Source organism: Lysobacter capsici, from assembly GCF_014779555.2.
Classification (GTDB): domain Bacteria; phylum Pseudomonadota; class Gammaproteobacteria; order Xanthomonadales; family Xanthomonadaceae; genus Lysobacter; species Lysobacter capsici.
Genome location: NZ_CP094357.1, coordinates 3,748,989 through 3,765,399, shown reverse-complemented (window position 1 = coordinate 3,765,399; position 16,411 = coordinate 3,748,989). Strand labels below are relative to the sequence as shown.

The following is a 16,411-nucleotide window of genomic DNA, read 5'->3' as shown; positions in this document are numbered from 1 at the left end:
CGCAAGCGCTTGCGAGCCACCGGCTCGCGCTTGCGCGAACGCCCGGGCGACCAGCCCGGGCCGGGCCGGGCGAGCGCGAAACGCGCAGACCCGACGCAATGCCTTTCGCTTCTTCGAACCACTGGTTTTACCCGCGCCGCCGCGAACCACACTCCCGGCGTCGCCCAGCAGTAACCGGCGCATGCCAGCTTGATCGCCGGTTCGCCCGCGCCACGCGCCGGGCTTCTCTTACACCCGCATCGAGACGCGCATGATGACCGAGAACGCCCCTGTTCCTTGCGACCTGTTGATCGAAGCAGGCTGGGTGGTACCGGTCCAACCGCATGCGGTCGTGCTCGAAGACCACGCCGTCGCGGTCAAGGCCGGCGTCATCGTCGACATCCTGCCGATCGCCGACGCGCGCGAGCGCTACGCCGCCGCGGAAACCGTCAGCCGCCCCGAGTCGGCGCTGATCCCGGGCCTGGTCAACGCCCACACCCACAACCCGATGACCCTGCTGCGCGGGATCGCCGACGATCTGCCGCTGATGGAATGGCTGCAAGGCCATATCTGGCCGGTCGAGGCGGCGGTGATCGGGCCGCAGTTCGTCGAGGACGGCATCACCCTGGCGATCGCCGAGATGCTGCGCGGCGGCACCACCTGCGCCAACGAAAACTACTTCTTCCCCGACGTGCAGGCCGCGGTCTACAAGCGCCACGGCTTCCGCGCCCGGGTCGGCCTGCCGGTGATCGATTTCCCGACCGCCTGGGCCAAGACCTCCGACGAATACTTCGACCGCGCCGGCGAGGTCCACGACCTGTGGCGCGACGACGCGCTGGTCGCGACCGCGTTCGCGCCGCATGCGCCGTACACGGTCAGCGACGCCAATTTCGAACGCGTGCGCATGCTGGCCGATCAGCTCGACCTGCCGGTGCATCTGCACACCCACGAGACCGCGCAGGAAATCGCCGACTCGATCAAGCAGCACGGCCAGCGCCCGCTGGCGCGGCTGGACCGGCTGGGCCTGGTCACCGACCGCCTGATCGCGGTCCACATGACCCAGCTCACCGACGCGGAGATCGCCCTTTGCGCCGAGCGCGGCGTGAGCGTGGTGCATTGCCCCGAATCCAACCTCAAGCTGGCCTCGGGCTTCTGCCCGGCCTGCAAGCTGCACCACGCCGGGGTCAACCTGGCGATCGGCACCGACGGCTGCGCCAGCAACAACGACCTGGACATGTTCGGCGAGACCCGCACCGCGGCGATCCTGGCCAAGGCCGTCGCCGACGACGCCTCGGCGCTGGACGCGTTCGCCTCGCTGCGCGCGGCGACCCTGGGCGGCGCCAAGGCGCTGGGCTTCGACGCCAAGGTCGGTTCGATCGAGATCGGCAAGCAGGCCGATCTGGTCTGCGTCGACCTGGGCCAGATCGAGACCCAGCCGGTGCATCACGTGGTCTCGCAGCTGATCTACGCGACCGGCCGGCATCAGGTCGGCGACGTGTGGATCGCCGGCCGCGCCAAGCTGCGCGAGCGCCGGCTGGTCGACATGGACACCGCGGCGCTGATCGCCAACGCACGCCAGTGGCGCGAGCGGATCGCCGCGATCAAGCGTTGAACGCGCGCCGAGAAACACGACGCATTACACGTATCGCGCCGCGTCATCGCGTCGCGTTAACACCGCTGCCGATGCGCTTGCCTCACACTATCGGCCCCACCTCGACGCCTTGCGCGACCCGTGCGCAGGCGCTCGACGGACACCACGAGCAGGACTCATGAGCGCAGCCAGCAACGCATCGACTTCCTCCGGCGATTCGTCCGGCACCGGCGCGAGCCACGACAATTTCAGCCAGGCCGAACTCGACAAGTTCGGCGCCCTGGCCAACCGCTGGTGGGACCCGCAAGGTCCGCAAAAGCCGCTGCACGCGCTCAATCCGGTGCGCCTGGACTACGTCGCCCAGCGCGCGGCGTTGCGCGACGCGCAGGTGCTCGACGTCGGCTGCGGCGGCGGGCTGCTCAGCGAGGCGCTGGCCGGCGCCGGCGCGCAGGTCAGCGCGATCGATCTGGCGCCCGAGCTGATCAAGGTCGCCAAGCTGCATCGGCTCGAAACCGGCGTGGCGGTGGATTACCGGCTGCAGTCGGTCGAATCGTTGGCGCAAGAGCGGCCGGAAAGTTTCGATGCGATCACGTGCATGGAAATGCTCGAACACGTGCCCGACCCGGCCGCGATCGTGCGCGCCTGCGCGAGCCTGCTCAAGCCCGGCGGACGCCTGTTCGTGTCGACCCTCAATCGCACCCCGGCCGCGTTCGCGCTGGCGATCGTCGGCGCCGAGTACCTGACCCGGCTGGTGCCGAAGGGGACGCATCAATACCGCGACTTCATCAAGCCGTCCGAGCTGGCCGGCTGGCTGCGCGACAACGGTCTGCAGCTGGAAGACGTCAGCGGGCTGATGTACGAGCCGTGGCGAAACACCGCGCGGATCACCTCGCGCACTGAGATCAATTACCTGGCCTGCGCGTTCAAGCCGGAACTCAGCGCATGAGCGCGGCGGTAGCGGCTCAAGCGACGCAGGCGTTCCCCAAGGCGGTGCTGTTCGACCTGGACGGCACCTTGCTCGACAGCGCGCCGGACATGCTCGCGGTCGCCAACCTCATGCGCGCGCAGCACGGGCTCGCACCGATGCCGCTCGACGACTTGCGCGCGCACGTGTCGAAGGGTTCGCGGGCGATGCTCGGCGCGGCGTTTCCGCATGTCGATGCGAGCGAGCGCGACGGCTGGGTGCATCAGTTCCTCGATCTGTACGAACGCGAGCTCGGCCTGCACGGCGCGCCATTCGACGGCGTCGAACCGATGCTCGCGGCGCTGGAAGCCGCCGGCCGGCCGTGGGGCATCGTCACTAATAAACCTGAGTACCTGGCGCGCAAGCTGATGCCGCTGCTGGGTTGGGAAACCCGTTGCGCGGTGCTGATCGGCGGCGACACCCTGGCGGTGCGCAAGCCCGATCCGCTGCCGTTGACCGTCGCCGCGCAACAGATCGGCATCGATCCGGCCGATTGCGTCTACGTCGGCGACGATGAACGCGACATCCTCGCCGCGCGCGGGGCCGGCATGGCCTCGGTAGTCGCGCTGTGGGGGTATCGCTTGGCCGAGGACGACCCGATCGCGTGGCAGGGCGATGTCCTGATCGACGCGCCGTCGGACCTGATCGAGGCGGGCGCATGGCCGGCGACGCGATGAGCGCGACCGCGGCGCCCGCCGGGGACGAGCAGGCGCTGCACGATTTCGCCGGCAAATGGCGCGCGCGCTGGCCGGAGTGGTCGGTGGCCGAAGTGTTCGTGCCGCGCAGCCAGCGCGCCACCGCGGTGGCCTGGGCGGCGCTGCAGCAGGAACTCACCGATGCCGCCTGGGGCGGCAGCGACGCCTTGCCCGGCGAAGCCAAGCTGGGCTGGTGGATGGAAGAACTGCAAGGCTGGCGCCAGGGGCGCCGACGTCATCCGCTGGGGCTGGCGCTGCAACGTCAGGCCGCGCCGTGGCAGGCCTTGGCCGCGGCGCTGCCGGCGCTGCGCGACAGCCGCGAGCGTCCCGGCGATCGCGGCGAAGCCTTCGATCATCTGCTGCCGGTGGCCGAGGCGATCGGCGCGATCGACGCGGCCCTGTTCGAACCGGTGCCCGGGCAGTTGGCCGAAGCCGCGGTGCCGGCGATCCAGTCCTCGCTGCTCGAAGCCCGGCTGGTGCTGCAAGGCGACGCGGCGGTGCCGCTGAGCGTGGTCGCGCGCGCGATGGCGCGGCCGGGCGAGGGCGCGGCGGCCGAATGGAGCCGCGATCTGCTGGCGCAATGGCCCGACCGCGGCGGCGCGACCGTGCCGCGGCGGCTGTGGACCGCGCTGGCGCATACCCGCCTGCAGCGCGGCGACGCGGCGCGGCCGCTGTCGCCCTGGACCGCATTGCTGGCGGCCTGGCGCGGCGCCCGCAACTGACCGTTGCAGGGCCGGGCAGGGGCCCGCCGGCCCCGGCCGGTAGAATGGCCTTCGTTGCGTTCCCCCCACGCGCCCCCATCTTCGTCGCCGTGACTACTTCTCATCTGCCCCACCGTTCGACCCTTCCCGACGTCGCCTTCGACGCCGCCGCCGCCGCGCGTCCGCTGGACTGGGTCGGCATGGCGAACATCGCGCTGCCGCTGCGCATCGCCAGCGCCGACGGCGGCGCGATCCAGGTCGCGGCCTCGGTCGACGTGTCGGTCGATCTGCGCGACGCCAACGCGCGCGGCATCCATATGTCGCGCATGTACCTGCAACTGCAGACCGCGTTCGCCAGCGAAAGCCTGACCCCGGCCGGCCTGCGCCGCGTGCTGCAGGGGCTGGTCGACGGCCAGGGCGGCATTTCCAGCGCCGCGCGGGTGGTCCTGCGCTACGAACAACTGCTGCTGCGTCCGGCCCTGGCCAGCCAGAACGCCGGCTGGAAGCGCTACCCGGTCGAGATCGACGCACGGCTGATCGACGGCCACCTGCAACTGGGCCTGCGTTTTTCGGTCGAATACTCCAGCACCTGTCCGGCCTCGGCGGCGCTGTCGCGCCAGCTCAACGCCGAACGCTTCGCCGCCGACTTCGCCGCGGTGCATCCGCTGTCGACCGCGGTGGTCAGCGACTGGCTCGCGTCCGAGCGCGGCCTGGCCGCGACCCCGCATGCGCAGCGCAGCCGCGCCGACGTGCGCGTCGAGTTGCGCCCGGCCTTCGACGAACTGCCGCTGACCGCGTTGATCGACGCGATCGAGCAGGCGCTCGGCACGCCGGTGCAGACCGCGGTCAAGCGCGAGGACGAGCAGGCCTTCGCCCGCCTCAACGCCGAGAACCTGATGTTCTGCGAAGACGCCGCGCGCCGTGTCGCCGCGGCGTTGGCGCGCGATCCGCGCATCGAACGCTTCGATGCGCAGGTCTCGCACTTCGAAAGCCTGCACGCACACGATGCGGTGGCCCGGGTCACCGGCGAGGGCGCGCGCGACTGATCCGCGCGTCCGGCGCTGCGCGTCGGCGGTTTTAACCAAAGTCGCGGGCCGGGCCGGGATGCCCGGCACCGAACCGTGCGCCTCACGTCGACTTTGCACTGTTAGCCGGTTGGCTCGGTGCAACGTCCGCGATGGGCCGAAAAGCCACGCATCGGCGATGCGAATCGGTAGCCGACGATGCCGCGCGAATGCGGCAAGGCACGCAACCCGGCGCGAAGGCGCAGGCCCAACACCGAAAGCGTGACGGCCCCCTCCATCGGAATGCGCGGCCCTTGGGCTATGCTCGGGTCAGCAGACTTAATGACCGGAAGGGGCATGGGGAAACCCTGGCGTCGTGGCTGGCAGACCCTATTGGTTCTGCTGGGAATGTGGGTGGTGGCGGCGATCGCGTCGGCGCAGGCCGTAAGCCTGTCCTCGGTGGCTCAATCGGCAGCACAAACCGCACCCACCGGCCACCTTCCGTACGATCCCTCCGGTTACCGTCCCCCGTCGCTGAGTCTGGCGCGGCTGGGGCAGGACCCGGTGCCCGCGCGCGTGCTCGCCGGTGAATTCGACAGCCGCTTCGAAGCGGTGTCGGGCCACGAAATCTGGGCGCCCAAGCGCCAGCCGGTGTGGTGGCGGGTCACCCTCAATGAGGACGTGGCCGCGGTCGATTCGCCGCAGCTGACCATCAACCGGCCGTACCGGCGCGAGATCGAGCTGTGGCGTCCCGGCGACGACGTGCCGCTGCGCCGTTCGATCTACGGCCCCGACACCGATTTCAATCATTCCACCCGGATGATCGTGTTCCCCTTGCCGCAAGGGCTGCGCAAGGGCGATTCGCTGTACCTGCGCGTGCTCGCCACCGACGTGCTGCCGTCGGATGTGCTGATCCAGCCGCTGGCCAAGGTCCAGCGCGAGGACATGCTGCACGTCGGCCTGCGCAGCGTGGTGCTGACCGCGATGGGCGTGGTCGCGGTGCTCGCGTTCGGCTTCTGGGCCGGCCTGCGCGAACGCGGCTATGCCTACCTGGGCCTCACGCTGGTGCTGCAGATCCTCACCCTGACCGCCGACGGCGGCGAGATGCGGGTGATCCCGTGGCTCAACCAGATCGCGCCCGACAGCCGCACCAACATCGTGCTCAACACCGCCGCGGTGCTGGCGAGCATCCGCTTCCTGGTGTTCTTCCTCGGCCTGCGCACGACCCAGCCGAAGGTCGCGCAGATCCTCGACTGGCTCAGCGTCTCGCTCGGCGGCCTGCTGCTGGTGTCGTTGTTTCGCACCTGGAAGTACAGCGCGCTGTACGGCAACCTCAACCTGCTGATGGTGATCGCGCTGGTGCTGTACTGCGCCGCGGTCGCGGTGTGGCGGCGCCAGCGCGAAGCCTATTTCCTGCTGCTGGCGTGGTTGCCGCTGATGTCGCTGCTGGTCGCCCTGGTCGGCGCGCACCATCAGTGGTGGCCGGAGTACCACTGGCTCGAATACGCGTTCCCGGTCGGCCTGGCGTTCGGCGGCCTGGGCCTGCTGCTCGGCCTGACCTCGAAACTGCAGCAACTGCGTCGCGACCGCGACACCGCCAACCGCCTGGCCACCTACGACAGCCTGACCGGGGCGATGACCCGCGCGGCGATTTCGCAGAGCCTGCGTCAGGCGGTCGAGAGCGCGCAGCGTTCGCGCCGGCCGTTGTCGGTGGTGTTCTTCGACATCGATCACTTCAAGCGCATCAACGACGAACACGGCCACCGCGTCGGCGACGAAACCCTGCGCATCGTCTCGCTGCGCACGCGCAACCGTTTGCGCGCCTACGACCTGTTCGGCCGCTACGGCGGCGACGAAGTGCTGGTGGTGCTGGCCGACACCTTCCTGCGCGATGCGGTGCGGGTCGCCGAGCATCTGCGCGAATCGGTCAGCGGCAGCCCCTTGTCGATCGATGGCCGCCTGCTGCCGGTCAGCCTGAGCCTGGGCGTGGCCGAACTGCTGCCCGGCGAAACCCCGGAACAACTGCTCGAACGCGCCGACGCGGCCTTGTACGCGAGCAAGTCGGCCGGTCGCGACCGGGTCACCGGGCACAGCCCGGACACCGTGCGCGAGGTGGTGACGTGACCCCCGATGGCGCCGGATCGGGCGTTGTCGCCGCCGCGCAACTGCGCACCGGCGATCTGCTGCTGATCCGCCGGCGCGGCGATCTGGCGGCGTTGACCGCGTGGTTCGGCGACAGCGATTACGACCATGTCGCCTTGATCGGCCGCGCCGGCTGCGTGCTCGAATTCGCCGCCGACGGGGTGTCCGAGCCGGGCTTGAACGAGTACCTGCGCGCGCCCGACCTGCTCGTGGTCGACGCGCGCCGGCCGTTGGCCGGGCAGGGCGAGGTCTTGCAGGACAACGACCGCATCGCGGTGCTCGCGCATGCGCTGTCGCTGCGTCGGCCGCATTTCGCCGGCGATCCCTTGCGCGCGCTCGGCGTGCTCGCGGCCTTGCGCGAACGCGAACTGCCGCCGCAGCCGCCGTTGCGGCGGGTGCTGCACGAAGCCTTGCTGCGGGTCGCCAACAGCGGCGCGGAGGCGATGACTGCCAGCGAATTCGTCTACCGCTGTTTCGCCGAAAGCCCGGTGCAGCCGCGTGGGCGGCTGGCGCCGCAGTTGCTGCCGTCCTCGCCGCGCGCCCTGGCGTTTCCGGCGATCGATTGGGCGGCGTTGTGGTCGCAGATCGCGCCGTGGCTGCCCGAAGAACGGCGCGAGGTGCCGGATTTCGAAGGCGATGCGCCGATCGACGCGGCGGCGCTCGAACAGGCCTTGATCGCGGCGCGTTCGCGCCTGGGCCTGTTGGCTCGCGGCGCGGGATTGCTGGCCGCGGCGCCGCGCGCGGCGAGCCCGAAATGGCTGCGCTTGCGCGAACTGGAATTGTCGCCTTCGCAGCAGCCGCTGGGGCGGTTGTTCCAAGCGGCGCAATCGACGAACTGAGTCGCCGGTCGCGTGGTGTTGCGGCAGGCGATAGCGCCAGCGGTTTATCGTTTTGGGTGTAGGGCTTCAGCCGCGACACACCGCCTCAAGCGGTAGCGCAGCCGCGAAACCGCTGCGCGATTGCGACCGCGGCGATCCGCCGACACGCCGACTCAAGGCGTGTTCTTGCCGGCCTGCGTCGCCTGCGCGCGTTCCAGTATCAGCAGCGGATCGATCCGCACATCGAACCAGTTCATGCCCCAATGCAGGTGCGGCCCGGTCGCGCGGCCGGTCGCGCCGACCGCGCCAATCACCTGGCCCTGCGTGACCCGGTCGCCGACCTTCACGTCGATCCGCGACATATGCAGGAAGTTCGAACTGACCCCGTGGCCGTGATCGAGCAACACCGTGCCGCCGGTCAGGTACAGGTCCGGGCCGACGAAGGTGATCACGCCCGCGGCCGGGGCCTTGATCGCGGTGCCGGTGGGCGCGGCGATGTCCATGCCCGAATGGCCGGAGCCTTTCTGGCCGTTGTAGACGCGCTGGTTGCCGAAGCGGCCGCTGATGCGGCCCTGCACCGGCCAGATGAAGGCCTGGGCGAAATCGGCGCGGTCGTCGTCGCGCGCGCGCGCGGCCACCACCTGCGCTTGCTCGCGTTCGATCCGCGCGGCGATCTCCGGCGGCGGATTGACCGTCTTGGGCGGCACGCCGTTGATGTATTCGGTCGGGAAGTCGCGCTTGCTGACCGCGATGCTCGCGGTCTGCACGCGGCCCGGCGCGATCTCGACCTGCACGCTCAGCGGACCGGTCGCATCGCGGCCCACGCCGAACACGACGGTGCCGTAAGCGGTGGTGCGCAGCTGGCGTTCGCCGTAACGCACCACGCTGCCGGGCGGCACCTTGCCGATCACCAACCCGCCTTGCGATACCGCCGAAGGAAAAACGATTCTCGCATCGGCCGGCGTAGAACCCGCGACCGCGGACGTCTGCTGCGCAAACACGACCTGCACCGGCGACAACAGCACCGTCGCGGCAAGCGCCGCGAGCGCGGCGAAACCCAACCTCATCGCGCGAACGCCAATCGCTGTCCGTTGGGCGCGCCGACCAGGGACATGCCGTCCCAGGCCAGCACACCGTTGACCCAGGTCGAAGCGATGCGGCTGTGGAAGGTGCGGCCCTCGAACGGCGACCAGCCGCACTTGGACAGCACGTCCTCGCGCTGCACGGTGTAGGGCGTGTCGTCGATCAGCACCAGGTCGGCGGCATAGCCTTCGCGCAGGAAGCCGCGGTTTTCCACGTCGAACAATTTGGCCGGCGCGTGGGCGAACTTGTCGACCACCTGGGCGGTGGTCAGGCGGCCTTCGTGGACCAGTTCCAGCGCGGCGTTGAGCGCGAACTGCACCAGCGGCAGGCCGCTCGGCGCCGAGGTGTAGGGGCGGGCCTTTTCTTCCAGGGTATGCGGCGCGTGGTCGGTGGCGAGCACGTCGATCACGTCCTCGGCGACCGCGCGGATCAGCGCTTCGCGATCGGCCGGGTCCTTGATCGCCGGGTTGCACTTGATCAGATGGCCGAGCGTTTCGTAATCCTCGCGATCGAAGCGCAGGAAGTGGATGCAGGTCTCGGCGGTGATGCGCTTGCCTTCGATCGGCCCGGCCTGGAACAGCGCCAGTTCGTCGGCGGTGCTGATGTGCAGCACGTGCAGGCGGGTGTTGTGCCTGCGCGCCAGCGAGATCGCCAGCTCGGTCGATTTCTTGCAGGCCTCGCGCGAGCGGATGTCGGGGTGGAACCGCGCCGGGATATCATCGCCGTACTTCGCCTTGTACCGCGCCAGCTCGGCGTCGATCATCGGCGTGTCTTCGCAATGGGTGATGATCGGCGTGGGCACGTCGCGGAAGATCGCATCCAGCGTGACCGGATCGTCGACCAGCATGTTGCCGGTCGAGGCGCCCATGAACACCTTCACCCCCGGCGCGGTGCGCGGGTCCAGCGACTGGATCGCGGCGAGGTTGTCGTTGCTGGCGCCCAGGTAGAAGCCGAAGTTGCCCCAGGCGCGGCCGGCCGCGCGGCGGTACTTGTCTTCCAGCGCGGCGGCGTCGAGCGTCGGCGGGCTGGTGTTGGGCATGTCCATGAACGTGGTCAGGCCGCCGGCCACCGCCGCGGCCGACTCGGTGGCCATGTCGGCCTTGTACTCCAGGCCCGGTTCGCGGAAATGCACCTGGTCGTCGATCATCCCCGGCAGCAGCCGGCGGCCGCGCGCGTCGACCACGGTTTCGCCGCCGCGCGCGGACAGGCCGGCGCCGATCTGGCCGATGCGGCCGTCCTCGATGCGCAGGTCGCCGTCGTATTCGCGCCCTTCGTTGACCAGGCGGGCGTTGACGATCAGTGTCGATGACATGAGTGGTTTCCAGGCTCGGAGGAGGGCGGATCGGCGGATGGATCGAGCGGCGGCACCGGATCGAAGCCGCCCGGATGCAGAGGATGACAGCGTCCCAGGCGCTTGAGCGTGAGCCAGCTGCCCTTGAGCGCGCCAAAGCGCCCGATCGCCTCCATCGAATAAGCCGAACAGCTCGGATGGAAGCGGCAACGTTGGCCGAGCAGCGGGCTGATCCAGCGTTTGTAGCCGCGAAGCAGGGCGATGAGCAGGCGGTCGATCACGTTTCCTTAATGCCGGCATCGGTAGTGACGGGTGCGGGGACTCGATGTCGCAAGCCCCGTTGCAGCCGCTATTTTACGCCGCGATCGGCCGGTTGTCGGTGTGGTTGCCGCAGGTGTCGCAGCAGGGTATAACAGCGCGCTTTCCCCAAACAAGGCAAGTGCAAGACGAAGGTCCGCAGCGGCTTGGAAGCCAAGCTGCCGTGCTGCGCGGACCGGGCGAAAACCGGCGATCGGCCGGATTTCACTTGCGGTCATCGAACGCATGTGCATTTGATGGCCGGGTGGGTCATGCTTGACCCGCGATGCTTCCGGATCGCATCCGGAGGCGCCCTCAGGGAATAGAAGGACAAGCCGCTCGTGGCAGTGAAAAAACCTGCGAAGAAGGCCGCCAAGGCCGCCAAGAAGACCGCCAAGCCGGCTGCGAAGAAGGCGGCCACGCCCGCGGCCAAGCCCGCGCCGAAGAAGGCCGTCTCCACCAAGCCGGTGGCGAAGAAGGCGGCGGCCAAGCCGGCCCCGGCCAGCAAGGCCACGGCGAGCAAGGCGGCGGCGAAGAAAGTCACCCCGGCGCCCGCCAAGGCGGCCGCGGTGAAGAAACCGGCGGCGGCGCCCGCGGCGAAGAAGCCAGTGGCGCCCGCGGCGAAGAAGGCGGCGCCCGCGCCGTCCAAGCCGGCGGCGGCGAACAAACCCACGGCGAGCAAGGCCAGCGGAACAAAGAAGCCCGAGCTTAAAAAAGTTGAAGTGAAAAAGCCCGAAGCTGTGAAGCCCGCAGCCAAGCCTGCCGACAAACAGCCCGCCCCGACCAAGCCCGCCAAGGCGGCTTCCGCGGGACCGGCCGACAGCATCATCTCCGACCAAAGCAAGAACACAGTGACCCAACCAGTATCCAGCAAGACACCCGCGGCCAAGCCCGCGACAACGACCCCCGCCCCGGCCACGCGCCCGGCCGGCAAGGTCGCCGTGGCCATTACGGCCAAGACCCAGCAGACGCCCGCGCCCAAGACCAAGGTCAAGGTCGTGGCCTACAAGAACGATCCCGCAACCGGTCGTCCGATCGTGCCGGACGGTTACAAGCCGGCCTCCGACGAGGAGTACATGAGCCCGTTGCAGCTCGAGTACTTCCGTCAACGCCTGCTGCAATGGCGTACCGACCTGGTCGAGGAATCCAAGCAGACCATCGAGAACCTCAAGGACGAAGTGCGCGACGTCGGCGACGAAGCCGAACGCGCGACGCGTGAGACGGAGAACTCGCTCGAACTGCGTACCCGCGACCGCTATCGCAAGCTGATCAGCAAGATCGACAGCACGCTCAAGCGGGTGGATTCGGGCGATTACGGTTTCTGCGTCGACACCGGCGAAGAAATCGGCCTGGAGCGCCTGGAAGCGCGCCTGACCGCCGAACGCACCATCGACGCGCAGGAGCGTTGGGAGCATTTGCAGAAGCAGATGGGCGACTGAGGCCCGCCTCGACCGACCCGATCCAGCAAAAAGCCTCGCGTGAGCGGGGCTTTTTGCTTTCGTCCGATCCAAAAGCCGGCCCGCGATCGATATCCTTCGCGCTGGCGGGTTCGCCGAGGGCTCGAAGCTGGACACCAGGATGCGCACCGCTGCCCAGATAGCCCAGGATCTGAACGCGTTCGGGCTTATCGACGAGGCCAACGTCGCGCGGTTCGACGAACTGCTGGCCGAAGTCTGCCAGTCGCGCGACGAAGCGCTGATCCCGGCGTTGCTGATGCGGCTGGACGACGATTGCGACTTCCACGAGGTCGTTTTCGGCGTGGTCCATGCCGTCGAGCGTTTTTCCGACGAAGCGTATTTTCGCGCACTCGCAAGCCATCTGGCCGAGCTGCAGACGCGGGCGCGGGAGTGGTGCGAGCTGCTGCACACCCGGATATTGAACTCGCCGCCGCACTTCGACCGCTTCCTGGCCTCGTTCGCATCGCTTCATCCCGCGATCCGCGAGCAGGAGATCGCGATACTGCGCCGGATAGCCGCCGATCCGGACTTTGCGCTACGGTGTCGGATCGGCATCGAACGGCTCCAGGCCATGCCGCCCTCCACTTCGGAACGACGACCCTTCAATGGATGAAGACTTGTTGCTCATAGCCATGCCGATACTGGCGATCGGCCTGAACTTCGGCCTGTGGCGCTTGTCGCGCGGCTACACCCGATTCGCCGGCGCGGCGATGTTCGTGCTGCTGAGCGGACTGATCGCCTCGCCGCTGATCGGCATGCTGTGCTGGCAGGCGAGTCAGCTCGAACGCAGCTTCGGCAACACTCAGGGCGACGCCCTGGTGGCGCTCGCCGCGGGCGCGTTCAACGCCGCGCTCGCCTTGATCGGCGCGGTCGCCGCGGCCGTGCGCAAACCGGTCGCGCCGAAGCAGGCGTCGAATGGTGAACGCGTCAGGTTGCGCAGCGACTGAGGCACGGGTCGCCGCTGGGGCGACGCGGCTCGCGCGAGTTGAAGATGGTGGGCAAGTTAAAGATTGCGCGTGGATCGGCGCGGAACGATCACCCGAGGGCTTAGATCAAGCCGCGGCCCGCACCGCTACTGCAAATCGCGCAAATCCAGCCGCCGCAGCTTCGGCGCCAGCTTCGCGGTCGCGCCGACCACGGCCAGGGTCATGCAGCCGCCGAAGATCACCGACGGCACCAGTCCCATCAGCCTGGCCGCCAGGCCCGATTCGAACGCGCCGAGCTCGTTCGACGAACCGATGAAGATGCCGTTGATCGACGACACCCGTCCGCGCATCTCGTCGGGCGTGGACAGTTGCAGGATGGTCGAACGCAGCACCACCGACACGCCGTCGCACATGCCCGACAGCATCAGCATCGCCGCCGACAGCCAGAAATCGCGCGACAGGGCGAAGCCGATGATGCACAGGCCGAACCCGGCCACCGCGTACAGCAGCAGGCGGCCGGCGTTCTTCTGCGGCGGCCGTCGCGCCAGCCACAGCCCCATCAGCACCGCGCCCGCGGCCGGCGCCGCGCGCAGCACGCCGAGCGCTTCGGGCCCGTAATGCAGGACGTCGTGGATGAACGCCGGCAGCAGCGCCACCGCGCCGCCGAACAAGACCGAGAACATGTCCAGCGCCTGCGCGCCGAGCACGACCTGATTGTTGAACACGAAGCGCAGGCCTTCGCCGATGCTCTTGAACACCGGCGCGCGCTCGGCCTGCGGCGCCGGCTCGCTGACCCGCAGGGTGATAATCGCGATCGCCGCGGCCAGGGCGAAACCGGCCGCGACCAGATAGGCCGAGGTCTTGCCGCCCCAGGCGATCAGCGCGCCGCCCATCGCCGGCCCCAGCACCAGCCCGGTCTGCATGACCACGCTGCTGACCCCGGCGCCGCGCGCGAAATGCTCGCGCTTGAGCACCCGCGCGAACAGCGACATGTACACCGGCGACAGGAACGCGCGGACCACGCCGTTGACCGCGATGGCCACGTAGATGGTCAAGGTGTCGAAGCCGAAGCCTCCGGTGGGCAGCACGCCGTTGGCGACGCCGGCCAGCATCAGCGTCGTCACCAGCAAGCCGTTGCAGGCGAACATGCCGAGCTTGCGCCGCGGCAGGTGATCGACCGCGTAGCCGGCGAACAGGGCGAAACAGAAATACGGAATGACCTCGGTCAGGCCGATCAGGCCCAGCGCGAACGGGTCGCGGGTCAGTTCGTAGATGTGCCAGCCGACCGTGACCGCGACGATCTGGTACGACAGCATCGCCAGCAACCGGTACACCAGCAGCCCGGCGAAACCGGGATTGCGCAGCAGGCGCAGGGCGCTGATCGGAGGCGGGTTGGCGGCAGGCGCGCCGTCGGTGTCGTTGGAGGCGTCGGCGCTCACAGCCGGCGCTGCGCTTGCTCGCGGATGAAGGCGAGCAGCGCGGCCAGGCCGTTGCTGCGGGTCGGCGACAGATGCTTGGCTAGGCCGATGTCGGCGATGTAGTCGGCCGGGCTGGCGACGATCTCGGTCGCGCTGCGGCCCGAATACACCCGCAGCGCGAGATAGATCAGGCCCGAGACGATGGCCGAATCGCTGATCGCGTGAAAGGTCAACCGCTCGGCGTCGCCTTCGACCACGATCCACACCATCGACTGGCAGCCGAGCAGGCGATGCTCCTCGGTCTTCCACTGCGCGGGCAGGTCGGGCAATTTGCGGCCGAGGTCGATCAGGTACTGATAGCGCTCGGACCAATCGCCGAAGAATGCGAATTCCTCGCGGATCGCGGCCTGCGCTTGCGCGGCGGTGGCTTCGATGGGGAAGGGCGAGGTGATCGTGACCTCGCTCATCGCGAACGCTTCCAGCGCACGCCGGCCGGCGTGTCTTCCAGCAGGATGCCTTCGTCGGCGAGCTGCTGGCGGATCGCGTCGGCGCGGGCGAAGTCGCGGTCTTTCTTGGCTTGGTTGCGTTCGTCGACCAGGGCCTGGATACGGGCGTCGTCGCCGTCTTCGCTGGCGCCGGCGAACCAGGCGGCGGGGTCTTGCTGCAACAGGCCCAGGGCCAGGCCGGCGCCGAGCAATTCGTTCTTGAGCCGCGCCTGTTCGGCCGGATCGGTCGCCTTGCGCGCTTCGCCGGCGATGCGCGCCAATTCGGCCAACGCGCGCGGGGTATTGAGGTCGTCCTCGAGCGCGGCCTCGACGCTGTCGGGGATCGCGATCGCGCCCGCATCCACGCCCGCCAGATCGCGCAGCGTGCCGTACAGCCGTTCCAGCGTGCGCTTGCTCTGCTCGATCAACCCGTCCGACCACTCCAGCGGTTGCCGGTAATGCGCCGAGAGCAGGGCATAGCGCAGTGCTTCGGGCGAATGCTCGGCGACCAGGTCGTGGACTTTCTGGATATTGCCGACCGACTTCGACATCTTGCCGCCGTCGAAGTTGAGCATGCCGTTGTGCAGCCACCAGCGCGCGAACACCTTGCCGCCGTGCGCGCATTCGCTCTGCGCGATCTCGTTCTCGTGGTGCGGGAACTGCAGGTCGACGCCGCCGGCGTGGATGTCGATGGTCTCGCCCAGGTGCGCGGCGGCCATCGCCGAGCACTCGATGTGCCAGCCCGGGCGGCCGCTGCCCCACGGCGAATCCCAGCCCGGCAGGTCGCCGGTGGAGGGTTTCCACAACACGAAGTCGCCCGGATCGCGCTTGTACGGCGCGACCTCGACCCGCGCGCCGGCGCGCATGTCGTCGATGTCGCGGCGCGAGAGCTTGCCGTAGTCGGCATAGCTGCCGATCGAAAACAGGACGTGGTTGGCGGCTTCGTAGGCGTGACCGCTGTCGATCAAACGCTCGATCATCTCCACGATCTGGCCGATATGGCCGGTCGCGGTCGGTTCCAGGTCGGGCGCGCGCACGCCGAGCGCCGCCATGTCCTCGCGGTAGGCGGCGGCGAAGCGGTCGGTGATCGCCGCGATCGGCACACCCTGTTCGGCGGCCGCGGCATTGATCTTGTCGTCCACGTCGGTGATGTTGCGCGCGTAGGCCAGGGCGCCATAGCGTCGCCGCAGCAGGTCGGCGAGCACGCCGAACACCACCGGACCGCGCGCGTTGCCGATATGCACGTAGTTGTAGACCGTGGGGCCGCAGACATACATCGTCGGGCGTGCCGGATCCAGCGGGACGAAGGCTTCGACCTGTCGCGACAGGCTGTTATAGAGATGCAGGCTCATGGATAGGCGGCTTGGGGTCGGGTTCATTCTAGCGGGCCGCGCGGGCCCGCGTGCGCGATCGCGCGGCCACGACGGCCGATCGGCGCAACGCGGCGGCCGATTCGCCATGGCCGGCAACGCCCGACGTCCGATCAAGGCCCCGGTCGCGGCCGGCCGAAACCGCGCAAGCGCGCGCGAAAGCCGAGCGCGCGGTCGCAATCACGCACGA

16 protein-coding genes are annotated in these 16,411 nt (G+C 69.0%); 10 read left to right on the top strand and 6 right to left on the bottom strand.

The window, feature by feature from the left end; genetic code table 11:
* Positions 1-253 precede the first annotated feature (253 nt).
* From IEQ11_RS15220 to IEQ11_RS15190, 7 genes are all read left to right on the top strand, one after another.
* Positions 254-1,591 (top strand): TRZ/ATZ family hydrolase, encoded by a 1,338-nt coding sequence (locus tag IEQ11_RS15220; RefSeq protein ID WP_191820753.1) that lies wholly within the window; start codon positions 254-256, stop codon positions 1,589-1,591.
* A gap of 157 nt (positions 1,592-1,748) precedes the next feature.
* Positions 1,749-2,516 (top strand): bifunctional 2-polyprenyl-6-hydroxyphenol methylase/3-demethylubiquinol 3-O-methyltransferase UbiG, encoded by a 768-nt coding sequence (gene ubiG / locus IEQ11_RS15215; protein ID WP_191820754.1) that lies wholly within the window; start codon positions 1,749-1,751, stop codon positions 2,514-2,516.
* Positions 2,513-3,211 (top strand): phosphoglycolate phosphatase, encoded by a 699-nt coding sequence (locus IEQ11_RS15210; RefSeq protein WP_191820755.1) that lies wholly within the window; start codon positions 2,513-2,515, stop codon positions 3,209-3,211. Before ubiG ends, IEQ11_RS15210 begins: the two co-directional genes overlap by 4 nt.
* Positions 3,193-3,951 (top strand): isoprenoid biosynthesis enzyme family protein, encoded by a 759-nt coding sequence (locus tag IEQ11_RS15205; protein WP_057921998.1) that lies wholly within the window; start codon positions 3,193-3,195, stop codon positions 3,949-3,951. The genes IEQ11_RS15210 and IEQ11_RS15205 overlap by 19 nt, the downstream gene beginning before the upstream one ends.
* 89 nt (positions 3,952-4,040) lie before the next feature.
* Positions 4,041-4,976, top strand: coding sequence for a GTP cyclohydrolase FolE2 (gene folE2 / locus IEQ11_RS15200; RefSeq protein WP_247024567.1), 936 nt, complete (start codon positions 4,041-4,043; stop codon positions 4,974-4,976).
* 315 nt (positions 4,977-5,291) lie between these two features.
* Positions 5,292-7,058, top strand: coding sequence for a sensor domain-containing diguanylate cyclase (locus IEQ11_RS15195; protein ID WP_160329685.1), 1,767 nt, complete (start codon positions 5,292-5,294; stop codon positions 7,056-7,058).
* The gene (locus IEQ11_RS15190) at positions 7,055-7,915 is read left to right on the top strand and encodes a hypothetical protein (RefSeq protein ID WP_191820757.1); all 861 of its coding nucleotides are present in this window, start codon (positions 7,055-7,057) and stop codon (positions 7,913-7,915) included. The genes IEQ11_RS15195 and IEQ11_RS15190 overlap by 4 nt, the downstream gene beginning before the upstream one ends.
* A gap of 152 nt (positions 7,916-8,067) precedes the next feature.
* Here IEQ11_RS15190 and IEQ11_RS15185 read toward each other — a convergent pair whose 3' ends face one another.
* From IEQ11_RS15185 to yidD, 3 genes are read right to left on the bottom strand one after another with little or no spacing between them, the layout of a single operon-like run.
* A complete protein-coding gene (locus IEQ11_RS15185) occupies positions 8,068-8,961 on the bottom strand; it encodes a M23 family metallopeptidase (protein ID WP_191820758.1) in 894 nt (297 codons plus the stop codon).
* Entirely contained in the window at positions 8,958-10,289 is a 1,332-nt protein-coding gene (locus tag IEQ11_RS15180) for a dihydroorotase (RefSeq protein WP_036102704.1), read from the bottom strand. The genes IEQ11_RS15185 and IEQ11_RS15180 overlap by 4 nt, the downstream gene beginning before the upstream one ends.
* Positions 10,274-10,549, bottom strand: coding sequence for a membrane protein insertion efficiency factor YidD (gene yidD / locus IEQ11_RS15175; protein ID WP_057921995.1), 276 nt, complete (start codon positions 10,547-10,549; stop codon positions 10,274-10,276). Before yidD ends, IEQ11_RS15180 begins: the two co-directional genes overlap by 16 nt.
* A gap of 357 nt (positions 10,550-10,906) precedes the next feature.
* Between yidD and dksA the strand changes: the two genes are divergently transcribed.
* From dksA to IEQ11_RS15160, 3 genes are all read left to right on the top strand, one after another.
* Positions 10,907-12,004, top strand: coding sequence for an RNA polymerase-binding protein DksA (gene dksA, locus IEQ11_RS15170; protein ID WP_191820759.1), 1,098 nt, complete (start codon positions 10,907-10,909; stop codon positions 12,002-12,004).
* A gap of 139 nt (positions 12,005-12,143) precedes the next feature.
* A complete protein-coding gene (locus IEQ11_RS15165) occupies positions 12,144-12,635 on the top strand; it encodes an Imm30 family immunity protein (RefSeq protein WP_191820760.1) in 492 nt (163 codons plus the stop codon).
* A 4-nt stretch (positions 12,636-12,639) separates the two neighbouring features.
* On the top strand, positions 12,640-12,969 hold the full coding sequence (locus IEQ11_RS15160) for a hypothetical protein (RefSeq protein WP_191820761.1): 330 nt from the start codon (positions 12,640-12,642) through the stop codon (positions 12,967-12,969).
* A 125-nt stretch (positions 12,970-13,094) separates the two neighbouring features.
* Here IEQ11_RS15160 and IEQ11_RS15155 read toward each other — a convergent pair whose 3' ends face one another.
* The 3 genes from IEQ11_RS15155 to cysS are packed head-to-tail and all read right to left on the bottom strand — an operon-like array spanning position 13,095 to position 16,203.
* A complete protein-coding gene (locus tag IEQ11_RS15155) occupies positions 13,095-14,387 on the bottom strand; it encodes an MFS transporter (protein ID WP_425494644.1) in 1,293 nt (430 codons plus the stop codon).
* On the bottom strand, positions 14,384-14,833 hold the full coding sequence (locus tag IEQ11_RS15150; RefSeq protein ID WP_036102697.1) for a SufE family protein: 450 nt from the start codon (positions 14,831-14,833) through the stop codon (positions 14,384-14,386). Before IEQ11_RS15150 ends, IEQ11_RS15155 begins: the two co-directional genes overlap by 4 nt.
* The gene (gene cysS, locus IEQ11_RS15145; RefSeq protein WP_191820762.1) at positions 14,830-16,203 is read right to left on the bottom strand and encodes a cysteine--tRNA ligase; all 1,374 of its coding nucleotides are present in this window, start codon (positions 16,201-16,203) and stop codon (positions 14,830-14,832) included. The genes IEQ11_RS15150 and cysS overlap by 4 nt, the downstream gene beginning before the upstream one ends.
* Positions 16,204-16,411 lie beyond the last annotated feature (208 nt).

Bases quoted from the DNA above. Each gene is read 5' to 3' on its own strand.
- IEQ11_RS15220 (WP_191820753.1), top strand. From the start codon at position 254: ATGACCGAGAACGCCCCTGTTCCTTGCGACCTGTTGATCGAAGCAGGC.
- ubiG (WP_191820754.1), top strand. From the start codon at position 1,749: ATGAGCGCAGCCAGCAACGCATCGACTTCCTCCGGCGATTCGTCCGGC.
- IEQ11_RS15210 (WP_191820755.1), top strand. From the start codon at position 2,513: ATGAGCGCGGCGGTAGCGGCTCAAGCGACGCAGGCGTTCCCCAAGGCG.
- IEQ11_RS15205 (WP_057921998.1), top strand. From the start codon at position 3,193: ATGGCCGGCGACGCGATGAGCGCGACCGCGGCGCCCGCCGGGGACGAG.
- IEQ11_RS15195 (WP_160329685.1), top strand. From the start codon at position 5,292: ATGGGGAAACCCTGGCGTCGTGGCTGGCAGACCCTATTGGTTCTGCTG.
- IEQ11_RS15185 (WP_191820758.1), bottom strand. From the start codon at position 8,961: ATGAGGTTGGGTTTCGCCGCGCTCGCGGCGCTTGCCGCGACGGTGCTG.
- IEQ11_RS15180 (WP_036102704.1), bottom strand. From the start codon at position 10,289: ATGTCATCGACACTGATCGTCAACGCCCGCCTGGTCAACGAAGGGCGC.
- IEQ11_RS15165 (WP_191820760.1), top strand. From the start codon at position 12,144: ATGCGCACCGCTGCCCAGATAGCCCAGGATCTGAACGCGTTCGGGCTT.
- IEQ11_RS15150 (WP_036102697.1), bottom strand. From the start codon at position 14,833: ATGAGCGAGGTCACGATCACCTCGCCCTTCCCCATCGAAGCCACCGCC.
- cysS (WP_191820762.1), bottom strand. From the start codon at position 16,203: ATGAGCCTGCATCTCTATAACAGCCTGTCGCGACAGGTCGAAGCCTTC.